17 protein-coding genes are annotated in these 21292 nt (G+C 37.4%); 2 read left to right on the forward strand and 15 right to left on the reverse strand.

Going from position 1 to position 21292, the window contains the following annotated elements; translation table 11 throughout:
- Positions 1-12: 12 nt before the first annotated feature.
- From FT993_RS03960 to FT993_RS04010, 11 genes are all read right to left on the reverse strand, one after another.
- Positions 13-762 carry an endonuclease/exonuclease/phosphatase family protein gene (locus tag FT993_RS03960; RefSeq protein WP_147861247.1) on the reverse strand — a complete coding sequence of 250 codons (750 nt, stop codon included), beginning with the start codon at positions 760-762 and terminating at the stop codon, positions 13-15.
- 185 nt (positions 763-947) lie between these two features.
- Positions 948-1622 (reverse strand): class I SAM-dependent methyltransferase, encoded by a 675-nt coding sequence (locus FT993_RS03965; RefSeq protein ID WP_147861248.1) that lies wholly within the window; start codon positions 1620-1622, stop codon positions 948-950.
- Positions 1623-1789: 167 nt separating this feature from the next.
- Positions 1790-2152 (reverse strand): hypothetical protein, encoded by a 363-nt coding sequence (locus tag FT993_RS03970; RefSeq protein ID WP_147861249.1) that lies wholly within the window; start codon positions 2150-2152, stop codon positions 1790-1792.
- Positions 2153-2532: 380 nt separating this feature from the next.
- Positions 2533-3024: a heavy-metal-associated domain-containing protein gene (locus FT993_RS03975; RefSeq protein ID WP_147861250.1), complete on the reverse strand. Its 492-nt coding sequence runs from the start codon at positions 3022-3024 to the stop codon at positions 2533-2535.
- 32 nt (positions 3025-3056) lie between these two features.
- On the reverse strand, positions 3057-4832 hold the full coding sequence (locus FT993_RS03980) for an efflux RND transporter periplasmic adaptor subunit (protein WP_147861251.1): 1776 nt from the start codon (positions 4830-4832) through the stop codon (positions 3057-3059).
- Positions 4822-5304, reverse strand: a complete 483-nt coding sequence (locus FT993_RS03985; RefSeq protein ID WP_147861252.1) for a DUF305 domain-containing protein — start codon at positions 5302-5304, stop codon at positions 4822-4824. The genes FT993_RS03980 and FT993_RS03985 overlap by 11 nt, the downstream gene beginning before the upstream one ends.
- Before the next feature lie 17 nt (positions 5305-5321).
- On the reverse strand, positions 5322-7826 hold the full coding sequence (locus tag FT993_RS03990) for a heavy metal translocating P-type ATPase (RefSeq protein ID WP_147861253.1): 2505 nt from the start codon (positions 7824-7826) through the stop codon (positions 5322-5324).
- Positions 7827-7840: 14 nt separating this feature from the next.
- A complete protein-coding gene (locus tag FT993_RS03995) occupies positions 7841-10114 on the reverse strand; it encodes a multicopper oxidase domain-containing protein (RefSeq protein ID WP_147861254.1) in 2274 nt (757 codons plus the stop codon).
- 3 nt (positions 10115-10117) lie between these two features.
- Positions 10118-11353 (reverse strand): TolC family protein, encoded by a 1236-nt coding sequence (locus FT993_RS04000; RefSeq protein WP_036122977.1) that lies wholly within the window; start codon positions 11351-11353, stop codon positions 10118-10120.
- Positions 11350-15051 (reverse strand): efflux RND transporter permease subunit, encoded by a 3702-nt coding sequence (locus FT993_RS04005; protein WP_147861255.1) that lies wholly within the window; start codon positions 15049-15051, stop codon positions 11350-11352. Before FT993_RS04005 ends, FT993_RS04000 begins: the two co-directional genes overlap by 4 nt.
- A 108-nt stretch (positions 15052-15159) precedes the next feature.
- Positions 15160-15573 carry a hypothetical protein gene (locus FT993_RS04010; RefSeq protein ID WP_255504417.1) on the reverse strand — a complete coding sequence of 138 codons (414 nt, stop codon included), beginning with the start codon at positions 15571-15573 and terminating at the stop codon, positions 15160-15162.
- Between the two features lie 347 nt (positions 15574-15920).
- Between FT993_RS04010 and FT993_RS04015 the strand changes: the two genes are divergently transcribed.
- Complete coding sequence (locus FT993_RS04015; RefSeq protein ID WP_147861256.1) at positions 15921-16916, forward strand: endonuclease/exonuclease/phosphatase family protein; 996 nt, start codon at positions 15921-15923, stop codon at positions 16914-16916.
- Positions 16917-16963: 47 nt separating this feature from the next.
- Here the strand turns inward: FT993_RS04015 and FT993_RS04020 are convergent, their stop codons facing one another.
- The 3 genes from FT993_RS04020 to FT993_RS04030 form a co-directional block, all read right to left on the reverse strand.
- Positions 16964-17374: an HU family DNA-binding protein gene (locus FT993_RS04020; protein WP_147861257.1), complete on the reverse strand. Its 411-nt coding sequence runs from the start codon at positions 17372-17374 to the stop codon at positions 16964-16966.
- 518 nt (positions 17375-17892) lie between these two features.
- Positions 17893-18480: a hypothetical protein gene (locus FT993_RS04025; RefSeq protein ID WP_147861258.1), complete on the reverse strand. Its 588-nt coding sequence runs from the start codon at positions 18478-18480 to the stop codon at positions 17893-17895.
- Between the two features lie 10 nt (positions 18481-18490).
- Positions 18491-19036 carry a hypothetical protein gene (locus tag FT993_RS04030; protein WP_147861259.1) on the reverse strand — a complete coding sequence of 182 codons (546 nt, stop codon included), beginning with the start codon at positions 19034-19036 and terminating at the stop codon, positions 18491-18493.
- A 495-nt stretch (positions 19037-19531) separates the two neighbouring features.
- Between FT993_RS04030 and FT993_RS04035 the strand changes: the two genes are divergently transcribed.
- Entirely contained in the window at positions 19532-20062 is a 531-nt protein-coding gene (locus FT993_RS04035; protein ID WP_147861260.1) for a sigma factor-like helix-turn-helix DNA-binding protein, read from the forward strand.
- Here the strand turns inward: FT993_RS04035 and FT993_RS04040 are convergent.
- Positions 20059-21273, reverse strand: coding sequence for a serine hydrolase (locus tag FT993_RS04040; protein WP_147861261.1), 1215 nt, complete (start codon positions 21271-21273; stop codon positions 20059-20061). The genes FT993_RS04035 and FT993_RS04040 overlap by 4 nt on opposite strands.
- Positions 21274-21292 lie beyond the last annotated feature (19 nt).

A 21292-nucleotide genomic window follows, 5' to 3' on the forward strand; every position in this document is an offset into this window, starting at 1 on the left:
TTTAACTTCTCATCAGTTTAATTTAAAATGCATCCACACCGGCAGGTGGTCAGATACTGTTCTGGCTTGTTCTAAACGATCACAACTGCCTACCCAATCAATGCTAGCCGCTTTTATTTTTTGTATGCCCGAGGGGTAAAACATATTATCAATCGCATGATTTCGGTAAATCCCATCTTGGCATTTGCGTTTTAGCGTAGTCGGATTTTTATACAGTGCCGACCGGAAACCCTTTTTATAAAACGGATTCCATACCGTATGCCGCTCGGTCAGATTAAAATCGCCCGCCAGTATTAAGGCTTGTGTGTTTAATCGCTCGCAATAATCACCCATAGTTTTGATTTCTCTTTCGGGTTGGTCGTTGTATTTACGAGCGTGAAAATTGATTACATAAAATGCTTTCGCCGATATCTTATCTTCAAATTGCCCGATAAAGGGTTCGCGATAAACCCGATCTTGTAGAGTTTGGTCTAAGTAGGCTTTTCGCTTTAAGCGGACACGATGGGTTTTCCATAAAAAAGCATAGCGTTCGCTGATGTAGGGCGACGGACTCTTAGTTGGCAAACTCACCTGATAATCCCATTTTGCTCCGGTTCTGTTGAGTTCATCGGCTAAGCGAGCTACCGCTTGAGCACCCGCCGGATCTTTGGCCACCACCTCCTGCACGGCAACCACATCGGCGTGGCGTAAGACCGCCGCCATTTGGGCAATCTCTGCGTCTGATTTTGATCGACCTAGATTTTGAATATTCCAAGTAATAATTTGTAAACCCTCTTTCTTGCTTTAGTAAGTTTTCAAGTCGGCTAGACTTAGGCTTTGCGCAGATGCTATTACAGGAGTCGGCTGCTGAGCAAAAGCCTTGCAGCCTAGACTGAGGCTAAGTAATATAAATAGGAAGAGAGGCAAAAAAGGACGCATAATATTTATGTTTAAATGGCAAAAGTATTTTAAAACATGGTATATACCCAAGTTACAATGACTCCAGAATAGCCTGGCGAGGCTATGCGCAGTAACTCCCTAACCTCTTGTACTGCTAAATTAAACGGCGGCGCGAGCAAATCTACTCCGCTACCCTTTTTTAAACGAATACCCTGTCCAGAAATAATATCTCGGTTCGGTTCAAATCTACCTTCAGGAAGATGTTCGGTAAGGATCACATACTTATAAGCCGATAGTTTTTTGCAGATGGCGAGTATTTCGGCATTCGAGAGGTGTTGCAAAACCTGCCGCAACAAAATGCAATCGGCAGCCGGTAGCTCATCTTTGGCAAGGTCTAAACAATGAAAACTTAAGTTAGCTTGCTTAAACTGCTTTTGGTTGTAGGCAATTAAATTGGGTACAATATCTATGGCCTGGTAGTATTTGGCGTGAGGCAACAATTTTTTCCCGATATTAAAATCGCCACAACCCCAATCGCCAATCACTGGCGCTTCGGGCAATTGCTTTAAAAAATCTTGCACCGCCGAGATATAAGGTTTTACCACCGCCGGATGATGCGAGCCCAATCCCGAGTAAAACTGTTCCTGCTCCCCACCCCACAGGTTTTGTTCATACACCTGCGCCATCGCATCTTTGGTAGGCCAAGGTTTTTTGTTGGGGTTAGAAAATTTGTTTTTAGTCATTTAGTATTTGAAGCTGTTTCGCTAAAGGTATCTACCTAAAAGAATCGTTAAAGATAATAAAATGCTCGATTTTACTCCGCCTTGCTCAAGGAATTAATCCTAGACCTTAAAAATATGACTATGTTCTGTATTATTGAAAATTCCCCCAGCCCTGCTTAGTCCCCCCCTTATTCAAAACTCGGACTACATTTTAGGTTTTTATGATACGGCCTGATGTACTTCCAAAAAGCCTTGCCTGCACTGTTTAAATAGTGTACCGCATAATGCGTTTGAGTGGTTGAGCCTACCTTATAAATATACTCATCGCAGCCTATAAATCCCGATTGAAAGCAAACAATAGCAAAGTATTGCGTACGGTAATCAATCGTTACTTCATAAAAAGTGACTTTAGACACAGCATCGCTCAACGGACTGCTGTAAGTGGTTCCGTAATCTTGGGTCTTTACATAATCCATAAGTTCATCGCAGTCTTGTGCTTGCAGTATAAAACCCATTAAACAGCCTAGTAGACTCATCCATGTTGTTTTCATCTTGTTTTAGTTTTAGTTAATATTTGTTTTGTTTTTTCCTTATCCCCTTTACCTGCTTAGCAATTTCTTCTCAAAATGCTGGCGGTTAGCCTAGTCTTCACGTAATGGCATAAAGCCGATACTAGACTATAGCGCAAGGCAAAGGCGATAGGCTTCTACAAACTTAAACCGGTACTCCGTCATTTGCTGTCGAAGCCGCCCTAAAATAGCAATAAGGAATACGCTAGTGCTAGAATAAATCCATTCCGCTTGACGGAAAAACAAGATATGCTAAGCAATAAGAATAATAAACAGAAAAAAAGAAAAGTAAGTTAGGCTAAAACCAGCCCGAAGTTTAAACAAAAAAAAAGAGCCTGCGAACAGGCTCTTGGTGGCTCCACTTAGTGGGGGTGTTCCTCGTGAGCGGCTTCGCTCGCATCGGTTTGGTTCATCGCCATGCTGCGATCGTACTGGCAGCAATCGGGTAAATTCTTATAAGCATTTTCATCGGCTGCTATTCGCTCGGTATCATAACCGGCGGCAGCGATGGCTTCTTGCACGCCCATGGCATCGGCTTTTTGAGCATCGTATTGAATGGCAATGCGTTTTTGGGTACGGTTCCATTCCGCAGAAGCTACTCCGTCTACACTACGCGCAGCATTTTCGATGGTCTTTTTACACATTCCGCAATTTCCTCTTACACCAAAAGACAGGTCTGTTATTGCCATATCTTTTGACATTTCAGTAGTTGTGGTTTCTGTTTCTTTTTTGGTTTCGTTTTTACAACTTGTTAAACCTAATGCTGCTATTACAGCTACACTTAAAATTACTTTTTTACTCACGTCGATTACATTTTTGTTTTTGTGTTCGTGATTTTTCTTTGAAAAATTCATTGTTTAAAATTTAATTGTTATTACTTGATTTATTATTCTATTACTTGTTTTACTTCACCACAGGTTAGCATTGCTTCGCCAAAATATGGATTGATTACTTTTTCATCTTTGCTTAACCAATAAGCACCATTATTGTTATCTGCCATTGGACAAAATTCTACATAGACCTTTTCATTGATACCAAATAGTTGTACAGCATTGATTAGATGTGATGATAAATGTTTAAAATGGTCTCTTTGTGATTTTATATCGGACGTTTCAGAAATTGAAGTTGCAGAAGATTTTATTTCGCCTTCTAATGACATCCAATGGTTATGCGCCTTATTATCTGACAACAATTTCATATCTACTTTGTTCAATTTATTTAATAAAGTTGTTGCGTTTGCTGAAGTACTTATTGAATCTTCTTTTACTAAAGCATCTTTTAAATTGATATACGCATTGTAAACACTATTTAACTGTTGTTGAAATTTCTCTGATACTTCCAAACGCTCATTCATATTAGTGTGGTCACTTTCTTTGTTAGATGCATTGTTATCCATACCTAAATGACCTTCGTGTCCAGTCATTACTTTACCACCATCTTTATTCATCATAGACTTTTTGCCTTGTAATTGTGCTGCTGCATCAACCGTAAATGTTCCGTTAGTTACTATTTCATTTCCTGCAAACAATCCTTCCAAAACCTCGTATTCATTTCCTATTTGATTTCCTAATTTCACTTCACGCATTTCAAAAACAGGCTGGTCTTGACTTGTTTTTAAATACACCACAGAACGCTCTCCTGTCCAAAGTACAGCAGATGCTGGAATTGTTAATACCTCATCATTACTACTTGAAACTCGTTCAATATTGGCGGTTACAAACATTCCTGGTTTAAAAATTGTTTCTTTATTATTTAAAACCACACGTAAATCAACAGTACGAGTTTTGGTGTTTAATATTGGTTCAATGAAATCTACTTTCCCTTTAAATTCCTTATTAGCATAAGCGTTTGTAGTCACTAAAACTTCTTGTCCCTTTTTAAATAAATCGATTTGATTTTCATAGACATCAAAGTTTGCCCAAACCGTATTTAGATTTGCAATTTTAAGCAACGGTTGCCCTTGTTTAACGTAATCGCCTTGTTCTACTAATTTTTCGGTTACTGTTCCTGAAACAGTTGCATAAACTGGAAAGTTCTCTTTTACTTTTCCTGTAGATTCAATTTGATTGATTTGTGTTTCAGACAGCTTCCATAACTTCAATTTGTTACGGGCTGCTTTGTATAAAGCAGGTTGAGATTCTTTTAAAGAAGCTGCTGTGATTAATTCTTGTTGTGCTGCATAGAGTTCTGGCGAATAAATGGTTGCCAATAATTGACCTTTACGAACTTCTTCGCCTGTAAAACTCACATTCAAACGTTCAATTCTTCCAGCGAAATAACTTACCTGTACTGCATTGGCTTCTTCGTTTTCAGCAATTTTACCAGATAACTTTATGGTGTTGCCTTCAACATTTCCCTTGCCTACAACAGTTGTTTGAATATTGGCTAAAGCCATTGCATTAGCTGTTAATTTAAACTGATCTGCTGTTAATCCATCTGCACCAGCTTCGGCAGGAATTAAGTCCATTCCACAAATAGGACAATCACCTGGTTCTGGTTGCATAATTTGTGGGTGCATAGAACAGGTCCACATTTGATTGGTTTGTGTAACTTCATTGTGATTATGGTCTGCTTCTTTTGATGAACCACCAAATAGGAACCATCCCAAGAGCAAACCTACTGCCAACAAACCTATGTATATGACTATTTTATTATTTTTCATTTTCTAATCGTTTTATCATTGCTTTCATTTCTTCTATTTCCTTGCGTTGTGCTTCAATAATATCTTCTGCCAGTTTTTTTACTTCTGGGTCTTTTATATCTGCTCTTTCACTTGTTAAAATAGCGATAGAATGATGCGGTATCATTGCTTTCATCCAAAGGACATCACCAATTATTGGTGATTGTGCTCTTACTAACCCCAAAGCCCCTATAAACAGAATAAAACTACCTGCAAGAATTGCTATGTTTTTCTTTCTATCATTATACATTTTTCGCATAAAAAACCACATTATTACTGCCATTGTTGAAATCCCTAAACACGTCATATAGAATCGTGTTAGACTAAACCATACGTGGTCTATGGAATAGGTGTTTAAATACATCGTTATGTACATTGCTACAAATGAGCAAGCCAACATTATAAAGAAGGTTTTGTAATTTCCTTTGTTTGAGTGTTCTTTTGAATTTTCCATATTTTTTGATTTTATAGTTAAACTTTAATTGTTCTTAATCGTAGTGCATTTCCAATAACTGAAACAGAGCTAAAACTCATTGCTAAAGCTGCTATCATTGGCGAGAGTAGTATTCCGAAGAATGGAAACAACACACCTGCTGCAATAGGTACACCTAAAGTGTTGTAGATAAATGCAAAAAATAGGTTTTGCTTAATGTTCTTCATTACAGCATTACTCAAATTTTTTGCTTTTACAATACCGTGTAAATCGCCTTTTACTAAAGTTATCATAGCACTTTCTATCGCTACGTCTGTTCCAGTTCCCATAGCAATACCGACATCACTTTTAGCCAATGCTGGTGCATCGTTAATACCATCACCTGCCATAGCAACTACTTTTCCGTTTTCTTGTAATTTTTCTACTTCTTTGAGTTTGTCCTCTGGTAACATACTGGCTTTAAAATCTGCAAGATTTAGTTCTGATGCTACTGCTTGTGCTGTATCGTGATTATCACCTGTAAGCATTATAACATCAATCCCTTTATCCTGAAGTGCTTTAATGGCTTTAGCACTTGTTTCTTTTATCTTATCGCCTATAACTACATATCCAACGACGGTTTCATCTATTGACAAATAAGAAACTGTTTTACCCTGTTCTTGGTAAGATTTAGCTTCGTCTTTCATTTTAGAAGTAATATCCGCTTTAGCATATTCCATCATTTTAGGATTACCTAATGCTACATTTTTTCCATCAATTTTAGCTTCAACACCTTTTCCTGTAACAGCACTAAAATCTTCGGACTTTAAAATTTCTGCGTTGTGTTCTTTGCCATATTTAACTGTCGCTTCTGCCAAAGGATGTTCGCTATTGGTATTTAATGACACGATGTATTGTAACACTTCTTTTTCGCTTAAAGCATCATTAAAAGCTCCAACGGTTTCAACTGTTGGTTTTCCTTCGGTAATTGTTCCTGTCTTGTCAACGATAAGCGTATTTACCTTATCCATTTTTTCAAGAGCTTCAGCATTTTTAATCAATACACCATTTTGAGCACCTTTACCCACACCAACCATTACAGACATTGGTGTTGCTAAACCTAAAGCACAAGGACAAGCAATGATTAGTACTGCAATTGCATTGACAAACGCATACACATAAACTGGTTCTGGTCCCCAAATAGACCATACAATAAATGTGATAATAGAAATAAGAACTACAACTGGCACAAAATAGCCTGAAACTTTATCTGCTAAATTTTGAATAGGTGCACGACTTCTACTGGCATCATTAACCATATGAATGATTTGTGATAATAAAGTGTCACTTCCTACCTTTTCTGCTTTCATTAAAAAGGATTGATTCCCATTAATGGTTCCGCTACTTACTTTATCTTCTTGAGATTTGTTTACAGGAATAGGTTCGCCTGTAATCATAGATTCATCAATAGTTGTTTCGCCTTCAGTTATCACACCATCCACAGGAATTTTATCTCCTGGTTTTACTTTTAGAATATCATTAAGTTCTATCTCGTCAATACTGACTTCAACTTCTTCTCCATCTATTATTTTTATAGCTTTATTAGGTGCTAACTTTAATAATTCTTTTACTGCAGAATTGGTTTTACTATGTGCACGAGCTTCTAACAATTGACCTAAAAGTACCAAAGTTAGAATTACCGTTGCTGCTTCAAAGTAGACGTGTACAGCACCTGATTCGGTTTTAAATTGTTCTGGAAATACATCTGGAAACAACATACCGAAAACGCTAAATAACCAAGCCACACCTGCACCGATTCCAATGAGTGTAAACATATTGAGATTCCACGTTTTAATACTTTTATAAGCACGTTCAAAGAACATCCAAGTGGCATAAAACACTACTGGAATTGATAATGCAAACTGAATCCAGTTCCAATATTTCTGTTCCATTATATCGTACAACGGATTGTTATTGAGCATTTCGCTCATAGCCATTAAGAAAATGGGCAAGGTAAATGCTGTAGCAATCCAAAATTTCTTTAATAGCTTTTTATACGTTTTTTCTTCTGCTGAACTATCTGCTTCCATTGGCACTAAATCCATCCCACAAATAGGACACGAACCTGCTTCGTCTTTGACAATTTCTGGATGCATCGGACACGTCCATTGTTCCTTTGAAGTTGCTGATAGATTTTGTTCTTCCACCAAATCCATTCCGCAAACAGGACAATCGCCTGGTTTATCATAAGTTTTATCGCCTTCGCAATGCATAGGACAATAAAATGTGCCTGTGCCTTTCCCTTTTTGTTGCTTTTCCTTTTTACCTTTGGTATGATGATGATGATGTTCACCTTGATTATGGATAGTGTATCTATCACTATCTTTTTTTAAGGCTTCTTGAAATGTTTCTATAGGTATGTGTGATTCCATTTCTATGGTAGCTTCTGCCTTTTCTAAATCGACTGTTGCTTTTGAAACACCTTCTACTTTAGAGAGCGTTTCTTCTACGTGACTGCGACAACCGTTGCAAGTCATTCCGTGTATGTGATATGTGTGTTTCATTGTTATAATTTTATTTAAAATCTAATTGAAAGTCCACCACCCCAACCATATCGGTTGTTATAATTCCCTTGAATTGAAAAATTTCGAGATAAGATGTACGATGCTCCAATTAACCATTGAGTTTCACCTTCATAAGATTTGTTGTTTTCTAACTCATTAACCCATCCAAAATCTGCTCTGTACTCGTATTCTCCTTCGAGAAAAATTCTAGGAAAAATCAATAGTTCTCTGTCCAAACGTATTCTTGGGCGCAATTGATGGTCCATACTCACATCGACATTAAATCTGTAAGGCGTGAAATATTTAATTCCAACCAATCCCACAGTATTGAATGTATCATAAGAATCTGGTGTTGAAGTTTCAGTATTTACGCCTGCATACACGCGTACCCAATCATTGAGGTAGCGATTATAATTTACTTCTATTTCGGCATTTTGGTTATAATCAAACTCGGCACGTAGTCCAAATTCGTTGCGGATGTTGCTCGACATCAATAAAAGTTCATTAAAGTTTGAACCTACACGTGCAGCTCCCCACGAATAGTAATGGTCTGTCTCGTCAATTAGGTTTTGTACTGGATAAGGTTTCATCCTTTCATCGCGTGGTGTATCATAGCTAAATACTCTTGCCATACCACCCATCATATGATATAACACGTGACAATGAAAGAACCAATCACCATATTCTTCGTTATAAAATTCGATGACCACTTTTTGCATAGGTGGTACATTGACGGTATGTTTTAATGGGGAACGTTCGCCATTTTCATTGATGACCCTAAAGTAATGTCCGTGTAAGTGCATTGGATGATGCATCATTGTTAGGTTATTCAAAGTAATTCTAGTAACCTCTCCACCTTTAATTTTAATTTTGTCTGTTTCCGAAAGTGGTATGCCATTCAAACTCCAAACATAACGTTGCATATTACCTGTTAGATTAAGTAAAAGGTCGGTTACAGGTATGTCTGCCTTATAAGTCGTGTTTTCTTTTGCCTTTAAAAAATCATAATTGAAATAGGTTTTACGTGTGTCATAATTAAATGAAGTGGTGTCCTTTTGCATCATCTTATGATTCATTGGCATTACATCCTTTTTCATTTCCATATTCATTTCATTCTCCATCTGTCCATCTTTCATATCCATATTCATCTTCATCCCATATTTCTGCATTAGGACTTCTGGTGTGTTACTGTTTTTATTTCCTACTAAAGCAGGTGCACCCATCTTCATATCCATTTTTGCCATTTGCTTCATCATAGCTACTTTATCTGGTCTGTCTATAACTGTTGCTGGATACAGTTTTCCGCTACCTAAACGAATGGACATATTACCAGAACCATCTTGTGCTGTTGCGGTAATTTCCAATGTGCCTTCTGGAATGGTTACAATCACATCATAGGTTTCGGCAATTGCAAAAAGAAATCGGTTTTTATATTTTGGTGTTACATCCACACCATCACTCGCTACAATCATCGGGTTACCACCACCAAAATCCAGCCAATAATAAGATGAAGCAGATGCATTAATAAAACGTAGTCGTACTTTTTCACCTGCTTTAAACTCTGGATATTCTGCAAGTTTTTTACCATTGGCTAAAAACGCAGGATAGTAGATATCTGCAATATCTGCACCTTCCATTCTATCGCGCCAAAATTTGAATTGTGCGCCTAATGCATCTTCTTTTATAACTCTGCTTAATGGTACCGCTGTTCCTTTTTTAACCTGATACCACTCATTTCCTCGTTTAAGGTTTCGCAGTACATTTATTGGTTTTTCATTTGTCCAATCGGAAAGGACTACGACTAAATCCTTATCATAGTCCAAGGTCTTTTCTTTAGGATGAATGACTATTGAGCCATAAACTCCTTTTTGCTCTTGCAACATCGTGTGGGAATGATACCAATATGTGCCAGATTGGTTTATAGGTATTCTATATTGAAATGTAGTGTTTGGTTTTATAGGTGGCGTAGTTAAATAAGGTACACCATCATAAAAATTAGGAAGTATTAAACCGTGCCAATGTACAGAGGTTTCTTCATCCATTTTATTGGTTACGTTAATAATAGCGAGGTCACCTTCATTAAATTCTAATGTAGGACCTGGAATTCCACCATTAATTGTCATTCCTTTGGCAGTTACACCTGAAAGAGTTATTTCATTTTCTTCTATAGTAAGGTTATACTCTTGTATGTTTCGGCCTTCTTCTTTTCTATCTTGACCATTTGTACCAACTTGGGCAAATGCCATTGAAGTTAGAAACAAGAGAAATATTGTGTTAAATGTTTTCATTGTTTACTGAATTAAATAATTAATGATTGTACTTTGCACATAGTAGGTCTTCACAGATTCTATTTGGTTCATTTGAAACTTTAGCTGCAACTCTTGAATATCCAAAACATCATTAAAATCAATCGTTCCTGTTTCATAGCTTTTGATTAAAATGTCTTCTGCATCTTTGGCTTGCTGTAGGTTTTTGGTTTGGGTAGCATAACTTATTCTTGCAGAAATGCGTTCGTTATTCGCTTTGTCTAAAAGCGTTTCCAATGCATTTAAACGTTCCTGTTTTTGAGCAGTAATTTCCTGCTGTTGCAAATCATTTTGTTTGGTTTGGGATTTATATTTCTTATTGAAAATTGGGATAGATACCGAAACCATTGGCATTACAATATCCTTTCCGTTATCGCTGAAATCCATATTTGGTCTTTCAGCAACATTGATATAATCTAATCCAAAACCAATCATTGGACTGCTTTCTTTTTGATTCAATAATTCTGATTGCTCTATGGATTGATAGAGTTTATCAAATTTTAGTAATTCAGGATGTAATACTAATTTTTCAAAAGTAATATCAAAGTCTTCAGAAGGTATCATTAAACTATCTACCACATTCACGGTAACATCATTACCTCTATTCAATAGATTATTGAAGTTAGTTTGTTCTGCTAAAAATTGTTGTTGCAATACGTCTTTTAATTGTTGCATTTCGTTCTGACGCATTTGCAATCGCAACACATCTACTGCGGATGCTTTACCAACCTCTACAGAAGTTAATGCCAACGTTTCATAAGTTTCTAATAGTTTGATGTTTTCAGTTAAAACCTCTTGCTTTGCTTTGTTAGCGTATAGATTATAATAGGATTGTGATACCGAAGCCATTAGTTTTCGCTTTGCGATGACAATGTCTTCGTATTTAGCATCTGCCAATGAACTCACGTAATTTTCTCTCGAAGTAATAGTCCCAAACCACGGTAACATTTGTTTAGCAGATACTTTAAAGCGTTGTGCACCTGTTCGTGTTTCTGGCTCACTCACAAAATAACCAACACCAAATTCGGTATTAGGAATGGTGTTGACCTCGTTTACCTTTTCGGAAGCTCTTTTGTATTGTAACTCAAACTTTTGAATTTCTGGATTGTTTGTTAAGGCTTCATCGATAAGTATTTCTAATTGTTGAGCATTCGCAAAAAGACTCAAGAAACAAGAGCCAAGAGCCAAGACGATTTTTATTTGTATTGATTTATATTTCATTTTGATGTTCTTTTAAGTTGAACTTCTGCTTTCCAGCTATACAATACTGGTACAACAAACAAAGTGATTAAGGCTATAAGCATTCCACCAAAACTTGGTATTGCCATAGGTATCATAATATCACTACCTCTTCCTGTAGATGTTAATACTGGTAATAATGCTAAAATGGTCGTAGCTGTAGTCATTAAACAAGGTCTGATACGTTTTTCTCCTGCTTCTACAACAGATGCTCTTACTTCCTTTTTATTATCCGGTGTATTTCTACCGAATGTTTGAGTTAAATAGGTTGCCATAACTACACCATCATCGGTTGCAATTCCGAATAGTGCAATAAACCCTACCCAGACTGCAACACTTAAATTAATTGGGTGTATTTGGAATAAATCACGTAGATTTTCGCCAAAGAAATTAAAGTTTAAAAACCATCCTTGACCATACAACCAGATCATAATAAAACCACCTGCAAATGCTACTGCAATACCTGTAAATACCATTAATGACGTACCTACAGAACGGAATTGGAAATACAGAATTAAGAAAATAATTGCTAATGCTAAAGGCACAACAACCGACAAGGTTTTTTCGGCTCGCAACTGATTTTCGTATGTTCCTGTAAATTGGTAGTTAATACCTTTTGGAACTACTAATTCGCCATTATTTATTTTTTCTTGAATTAAGGCTTGGGCATTTTCTACCACATTAACTTCTGCAAAACCATCCATTTTATCAAACAACACATAGCCTACTAAAAAGGTGTCTTCACTTTTAATCACTTGTGGACCTTGCTCATAACGAATGGTTGCCAATTCGCTTAAAGGTACAGGACTACCTTTTTCAACAGGCACATAGATTTGTTTTAAATCGGTTGGATTTGCTCTTAATTCTCTTGGGTAACGAACTCTAACACCATAACGCTCACGACCTTCTACTGTCTGTGTTAATACCATACCTCCAACAGCCACTTTCAAAACATTTTGAACTTCCTCAATGGTTACGCCATAACGAGCAATTTTCTCTCTATCAATATCAATTAACAAATAGGGTTTACCTACAATACGGTCTGCAAAAACAGCTTCATCTTTTACACCTTCAGCTTGTTTTAAAATATCTTCTAATCGCATTCCAAACGCTTCAATCTGCTTTAAATCTTGTCCTTTTATTTTAATACCCATTGGTGCTCGCATTCCTGTTTGCAACATTACCAATCGGGTTTCAATAGGTTGTAGCTTTGGTGCAGACGTTACGCCTGGTAATTTGGTCACTTTTACAATTTCATTCCAAATATCGTCCGGTGACTGTATTTCTGGTCGCCAATTACGGTAGAACTCGCCATCATCGTCTGGAATGAGTTGTTCTTTTGCTTTAAGAGATTGCCACGCTTCACGCTGTTCCGCTCGCAATGACATTCCGTTTTTTAACACATATTCACCATCATCATTGACTTTATAGCGTTGGCGTACTCCGTTTTCATTCAGCATATATTCTGGTTTATACTGAATGATATTTTCATACATCGACAAAGGTGCTGGGTCTAACGCTGATTCTGTTCTACCTGCTTTACCAACTACGGTTTCAATCTCTGGAATACTGGCTACTGCCATATCCAATTGCTGTAAAACACGTTTATTTTCTTCCACGCCAGAATGAGGCATCGAGGTTGGCATTAGTAGAAATGAGCCTTCATTTAAAGATGGCATAAACTCTTTGCCTGTATTTTTCATAATGAAAAAACCTGCAATGACAATTGCTGTTGGGACAGACAAAAAGAGTAGCTTATTATCTAAACACCACCTTAAAATGCGTGTGTAGTATTTTATAAATAATGAGAAAACACCTAATAAACCAAAGCAAATAACACTCACGAAAATAAGATTCCAGAAAATGCTTTTATCAACGCCTAATGGTCTCCAATATTCGGCTAACAAGAATACTATAGCTGATGCTGAAATAATGATATTGATAAGATTCGCTTGTTTGTCTGTTATCTTATTTTGAAGATTAAGACCTGCTGTAATTCCAAAAGCTATTAATATTAACCCTAACCAATACCCATAGATAATTGCAGCGATACCTAATGCTATTAAAACAGCATTTAAAACATATTTAAAAGTATTTTTAATGCTTTTCTTTCGGAATAAGAATGCAGCAAACGGTGGAATTAAAAACAACGCTACTATTATAGAAGTTGTTAATGCAAAAGTCTTTGTGAAGGCTAATGGTCTGAATAGTTTTCCTTCCGCTCCAATCATTGTAAATACAGGAATGAAACTGATAATAGTTGTCATAACTGCGGTTACGATTGCACCAGAAACTTCGGCTGTTGCGTTGTAAACTACTGTATTAATGGATTGTGTTCCATCATCTTCATCTAAATGCCGAATGATATTTTCTGATAGTATAACACCAACATCGACCATTGTACCAATAGCAATAGCAATACCAGATAATGCGACAATACTAGCATCGACGCCAAAGAGTTTCATCGCAATAAATACCATTAAGACTGCAACTGGTAATAATCCCGAAATCAATACCGATGCTCGAAGATTAAACACCATAATGATTATAACCAAAATGGTAATCAATATTTCAAGAGTTAAGGCTTCATTGAGTGTACCTAAAGTTTCTTGTATCAATTCTGTTCTGTCATAAAAAGGCACTATGGTAACTTGTGATGTTCTTCCATCTGCCAAAACTTTTGAAGGTAATCCTGCACTTAATTCATTAATTTTTTCCTTTACGTTATTAATGACTTCCATTGGGTTTGCTCCATAACGAGCCACCACAACAGCACCAACAACTTCAGCACCTTCTTTATCCAATAAACCTCGTCTTGTTGCTGGACCTAATGAAACTTTTCCAATGTCTTTAATTTTTATTGAAGTGAAATTTTCAGAATCAACTACAGCATTTTCAATATCTGCAATGGATTTTACATACCCCAAACCACGAACTAAATATTCAGCTTGGTTAATTTCCAAGGTTTGTGCGCCAATATCCTTATTACTTTCTTTTACAGCTTTAACAATATGATGTAACCCAATGTTATATTGACGCATTAGTTCTGGGTTTACATCCACTTGGTACTCTTGAACATAACCACCAATTGATGCAACTTCAGAAACACCGCTTGCAGAGGACAAGGCATATTTAACATAGTAATCTTGAATACTACGTAATTCGTGTAAATCCCAACCACCTGTTACATTACCGTTCTCATCACGACCTTCAAGTGTGTACCAAAATATTTGTCCTAATCCTGTTGCATCTGGACCCAAAGCAGGATTAACACCTTCGGGCAATAAACCACTTGGTAAGGAATTAAGTTTTTCGAGAATACGACTTCTACTCCAGTAAAATTCTATATCCTCTTCAAAAATGATATAGATACTTGAAAAGCCAAACATAGAGGAACTACGAATGGTTTTTACTCCAGGAATACCCAATAATGATGTGGTTAATGGATAGGTAATTTGGTCTTCTATATCTTGTGGCGAACGTCCATCCCATTTGGTAAAAACGATTTGTTGGTTTTCGCCTATATCTGGTATGGCATCTACAGCAACTGGATTACTTGGTAAGAAACCAGTATCCCTATTGAAAGGTGCATTAACCGTTCCCCATCCTACAAAAAGGACGAGTAGCAGAACTGCTACGAGTTTGTTTTCTATTAAAAATTTGATGCTTTTATTGAGCATTGGCTTTGATTATTAAACAGTTAGACATTGGTGTTGCCCTAAAGGCATAAAAAAGCAGGCAGCCCAGGGTGCAAAAGCACAGGGCGCGTTAAAAAACTGTTTAATAAATCAAATGAGGTAAGTCTCGTCTAGCTTATAGATAGGCTTGACGACCAGTGGTGGTTTGTAGGTTCTAAAAGGGACCACTTTTGTAGTAGGCTCAGCGAATAACTGACTATAAGTATAAACCAAGGTAGCAACAAACACTTGCTTGTTCCAACTCAACTGATCGCTTTGCTGTGGCAATTCATCTTGCCCTGCAATGGTTTCTTGAGTATTATCGCAGCAATTCGGTTTATCGATAGAGCAGCCATCGGTAGTAGGCTGATTCATTTCCATACCACAACCCGCTGCTTTGGCCCAAACCACTTTCTCGACCAAGGTGTCTCCACAGTAATGCATATTTACCGTTAATGAAAAGGTAGATGCTAAAAGCACCACACTCATCACCCAAGCCGTTATTTTATAAAAAAAGCTGTTCATTGCGCTACAAAGATATACAATGCTTTTGGTATAAACGCAAAGCTTAACTATTTTTTTAATTTTGGCTAATCCTACCAAGCTTAATAATACGCAGCCAATCAATAGGTTATAATACTATCTACCTAGCAGATGTTTAACTCACAGCCTTGTTACAAGAGAGTATTATGACCGCTTTCGGTGTAAAGCATGCCTATTTAAAAACCTAAGTTGTTTAGCTTTAAGCTGATAAATTTTTCTTAATTCCAATTTTAAAAGCAAAATAAATCTTTAGCTTTAAGGAGCAAAACACAAAAGGCTTTGCAGCGCAGCGGCTTAACAACCCTTTTATCAACCTTTAAAATAAGTAAATGGGGAATTGGAAAAAAGTAGTACGAATTGTCTTTGATGGTTTAGCCATACTCATCGCCTTAGCCAGTATACTTTCGGTTTTTAGAAATACCGAATGGAGGTACCTCAAATTTTTAGACTTTCCGCGCATTCAACTTTTTTTTACTGCCCTAGTTGGTTTTGTACTCATCGCTTTAATTCCGCATAAGCATAAATTAACACAATATGTGATTATGGCTTGTCTTATAGTGGGCTTAGGTCTTAACCTGAGGTACCTATTACCTTATACCATCTTAAGTCCGAAAGACGTACCACAAGCCGAAAATATAACGGCTAAAGACCAAGTGTTTTCTGTTTTTTTGAGCAATGTTAAAATGAAAAACACCCAACACCAAGCCCTGCTTGATTTGATTAAAGAAAAACAACCCGATTTGGTTTTGCTTATGGAAGTCAATGCCCGTTGGGATCAAGCCGTAAAATCATTAGCCAAGGATTACCCTTATGTTAAAAAAGCGATCAATGAAAAAGCCTACGGTATGGCGCTTTACAGTAAAATACCTTGGAAAAATGCCCAGGTGCATTACCTGAATAATGAGCATGTACCTTCAATTATCACCGAAATGGAATTAGCATCTGGCAAGCGCTTTACCTTGTACAATATGCATCCCGTACCGCCTAAGCATTTTGAACACCTCCCCGATAACAAAGGCCAACAAGAAAAAGAATTGATTAAAATGGGCCGAATGATTAAGCAAAACCAACAAGCTTGTTTGGTGATAGGCGATATGAACGATGTGGTTTGGTCGTATGTTGACCCGCTAACCCAAACCGAAGATCTTTTAAAAGATGTGCGCGTAGGTCGCGGGGTATTCCCCAGTTTTCACACCCAAAAATGGTATATGCGTTGGCCTCTAGATCATATTTTTACGACCGAAGGCTTTCGAGTAAAAACCTTAGAACGCCTACCCAGTATAGGCTCTGATCATTTCCCGCTTTACGCGGAATTGGCACTCTAAGCTTTAAGATAAATAACCTCTCTCTCCAAATTTATGTTGCCTAGCCACTAAGCTTTAGAATTAGTTTTTGATTTTGGCTCTTTAACCAGCGTAGGCTTGCCTCTAAGCCATTTTTTTAAAGATCGACTTGGTTGGAAATTGATATGGAATTTCTTTACCTTTTTGGGCGATAATTCCCGAATTGTGGTGGTAGACTCCGATTTAAATCCTACCTTAAACCGACCCAAATTATCGAGTTCAACCACTCTGCCTTCAGACAAGTGAAACTGCACCTTCTGGCCTAAAGCTTTTAAAACCGCTACCACATCAGCTTGACTTAGCGTAGATTCATTACTGATTTCATAAGCCAAACGCTCCGTATCTATTTCTCCCGTATGCACGGCTTGCATCATATAGCGCAATGACTTAGACGGATCTAAATTGTTTTTTCGTTTTCCAATACGGTATTGAATAGGCATATTTTTTAGTATTAAAGGGTAAAACAAAATAAAGTTACGGTACACTTAATTAAAAGTTGCTGTACAATTAATCTTTTGATCAGCAACTAATTTACAAAAGTTATACAATTTTCGAAAAAATATTGTACAACTTTTATATAAATATTGTACAATTTTTGAGTAAAAATTGTACAATATTTTATTACCTCTTCAAAGGCTTTTGTTTAAAAGGCTTTGAAGATAAGATAAAAAGTAGCGGTAGTATTTTAAAAAATATGCTTATCCTTCTATTTTTCACAAGGCATTTTAAATAGAAATCGCCTTTAAATCGTTTTTAAAAAATGCTGGTAGTGGGCTAGATAAAAGTTGTTCTTCTACACAAGAAATGGAGAAAAAAAGAAGATAGATTTAAATGGATAATAACCGAGCAAGGCAAAATAAGCTATCGCTAAAAGCAACTATGGTTTTCTTTATTTGAGGGCGATTCTTACCATCCGCGTAAGCGACATTAAACCACCTAAATGTACGGAGTACGCTACTTACTGTACCAACCAGAACTCGTAAAGATAAACTACCCCATACAACCAGCCCACATATAAGAATGTATAGATGCTCGCGTACAGCAGCGACAGACCTAAATCTTTTTGGGTGTCTTTAGATTTTCTAAAAACCATGCGCATTGCTCTAAAAAACACCCAATACAGCAAGGTGATTAAAACAAATAGAGAGAACCAAAAAAAGATTTCTAAAAAAAGTAACATGACCAGACAAAGAATGGTCATGGCAATCCATAAAATAACCGATAAAAACAAGCCTGCAATGCCATCGCCTGTATCAATCTGTGGCATTTCATACTTTTCGGGTGTGATATGCTCAAAAAAATGGCCGCGTTTAAAATGCTTAAATTTGGGGAAGTCGTCTATAAGTCCTATACCTGTATAAAGCCCATAGGTCATAAATAAAAACAAGCAAGAAGCTATTAGACTTAGGGCAGTGTAGATCTTCGTCCCTAGTCTTTTATCAAACGAAAGTCCTATACTGTAAACCAAAACCACACTGAGCCCAAGGACTAAAAGTGAAATGATAAAAACATATTTTCCGCTTAGGTATTTTGGTCGCGTTGCCATAGTACTGAGTTTACACGTTGAAATTGCTTTTTAAGATAGCGAGGAAATCCTGATTTTCTTGGTGGCGAACCAAAATAATATAGGTCTCCAAATCGTGGCTCACCACATACTGGGTGATATAAGCCTGCGCCTCTTCAAGCGCCTGAAGGTATTTTATTTTAATGATTTCGGCGCTACCATAACGCAACATTTTGGCCTCTAAGCGTTGCATAGCCAATCCTTCTTTAGAAAAATGCCTTTCGAGATCGTTTACATAATAATTGATTAAGGGTTTAGACAATTTGGTATAATCGGCCGGCATAAACGTAATGCTATTCACCCCATTTTGCCGATCTACAAAGAGTACACTATTAGCATCAAAATTAGCCAAATATTCGGCTGCAGCCTTATTATCCTCCTTGTGCACGGGCTGGAAACCAGCTGGTAAATATACCGATTGATTTAAAAACCCCACCGCCTGCAAATTGTTGCCAGTTAATACGGCAAGCTTGTTTTTCTCGACTGTGTTACAGCCCAAAGCAAAGCATAATAAAAATAAGACTATTAGGTTTTTCATGGCTAGTATTGGTTTAAGGTATTATGTTAACAAAAGCTGCAATATGCGCCCTACTCCCTATTACATCGATATAGGGATTGTACTACGTTTACTAAATTAACAAAAAATTATGAGTTAAATGCTATGCGCCAACATTTAATTGTTTGTCCTATCTTCCTAAAACTTAAAAGCTTGTAGTGGGCTGCATCACCCAAAAATAAATTTAAACTATTAGTGCGCTAGCCTTTAGACTAGAACAAAAAAAGAACAAATCTGTACGATATTAAAAAAAGTTGGATTTCAGTGTATCTTTTTAGTCACTTTTCTATCTACTTCATGAAACCTAAAAACAAAAAATTATGAATACTTGCACATGCACACAATGCGAATGTAAAAAATGTAATTGCGTGAACTGCGCGCAAAAGAACTGTCCTTGTGATCGTTGTGAATGCAGCCAATGCACTTGTTGTTAAACCAAAAGCTTGGTTTTTTAACCAAGCTTTTTTATATTGTTTTATGCTTACAAAAGAACTTTGGGAAGAATACAAAAAACCGATTTACTACTTTATCTTAAAATGGGTAAAGCAGCCCGAGGCCAGTAAAGATATTTTACAAAATACCTTTTTACGAGCACATCTTAAAAAACACCAACTGCGATACGATAAAAAAGCTAAAGCTTGGTTGTTTCAAATTGCCCGTAATGAAGTTTATACCTATTTCGCTCAGCAAAAAACGCATCTACTTTTATTGGAAAACGAGGCAGTAGTCGAAAGCAACGCTGCCTTTACCCCATGCTGTTGGGAACACTTTTTAAGCGAGCTGCCTCCATCTTACCAAGAGGTGGTAAAATTATGTTTTATTTCCGGCAAAAAACAACAAGAAACCGCTGCTATACTAGGGCTTAGTTTAGCCAATGTAAAAGCACGCATACGCCGAGCCAAGGCTTGGTTGCAAGAGGCTTTGGTGAACTGTTGCGGATATAACTTAGATGAAAATGGAACACTTAGCGGCGAATCGCATTGCGCGCGTTGCGCCCCTAGAATTTAATCGATTTGTGCTTCGATTTGTTTGATGAAATTCATACGTCGCTGCACCAATTCTTTAGTACCCGCTTTTGGCCAGGCTCCCAATTGCACCACTACCAAGTTTTTACTCGGATTCAAATAAAGAAACTGACCAAAAATTCCGGCGGCTGCATAGGCACTATGCGTGATACGCCACCATAAATAACCATAACCACTCCCATCTGCTTGGGTTTGGTACAGGGCTTTACTCGCATTTTGGCGGTATACATCGGCTAGTAAGCCGGTGCTTTTTCTTTCTTCTTGCATCATAACAAGACCCAAACGCGCAAAATCACGCAAGCTTGCCGATAGCCCACTGCCCCCTATATTTAAACCGCTACACTCGTCGGTAAGCCAAAAGGCACAATCTTGCATGCCGTATTTTTGCCAAATGTGTTCAGCAAGATAGCTCGCCAAACTTTGTCCCGTGGCTTTTTGTAAAACAATACCCAGCAAATCGGTTTCACCCGTATTATAATTCCATACCTCCCCAGGTTCATGCACTTTCTTTAATTGCTTCATATAGCTTAATATATGGGCTTCCCTACCTTGGCATTCGCCTTGGTACATACGGGCAACATCAGATTCGGGATCTTGGTAGTCTTCGTTCCAAGCTATGCCCGAAGTCATGCTTACCAATTGCCGCAAACTTACCTCACCATAGTCATAACCCGCTAACTCTGGCACATAGGTTTTAAGCTTATCATCAAGATGTTGAATATCGCCTTGTTTTAGCGCCACGCCCAACAGCATAGAAGTAATTGATTTTGCCACCGAAAAGCTGGTCCATACTCCATCTGCTTTTAAAGGCGCAGCATAACGCTCTAATCGAATGTGGCCGTCTTGCCAAACCAATAAACCCGTAAGCTGGTTGTCTTGCATATAACGTCTTATCGCTTGCTGTTGCTTTTCTTCTTGAAACCATTCATCGGCTTTGGTAAGTGATTTCGCTTCCGCGGAAGCGGGTACAGCTATACTAGGAAACAATCGATGCATTTTTCCAAAGCGGTTTAACTTTTCTTCATTGTTCCAGAACAACAAACTCTCTAGTTTTTGGCCCATGGTTTTGCCAGGAATCTGATTGCGATCTATAGACAAGTCTTGGGACGCCACATCCTCACAATGCTGTGCACAAATGGGAGAAACCCATAATAATAAAATCAGGCTTAAAGCCGAAAGCGGTAAATTACGCATCTTTTTTTTTTGACAAAGA

The organism is Mesonia sp. HuA40 (assembly GCF_008017835.1).
Lineage (GTDB): Bacteria > Bacteroidota > Bacteroidia > Flavobacteriales > Flavobacteriaceae > Mesonia.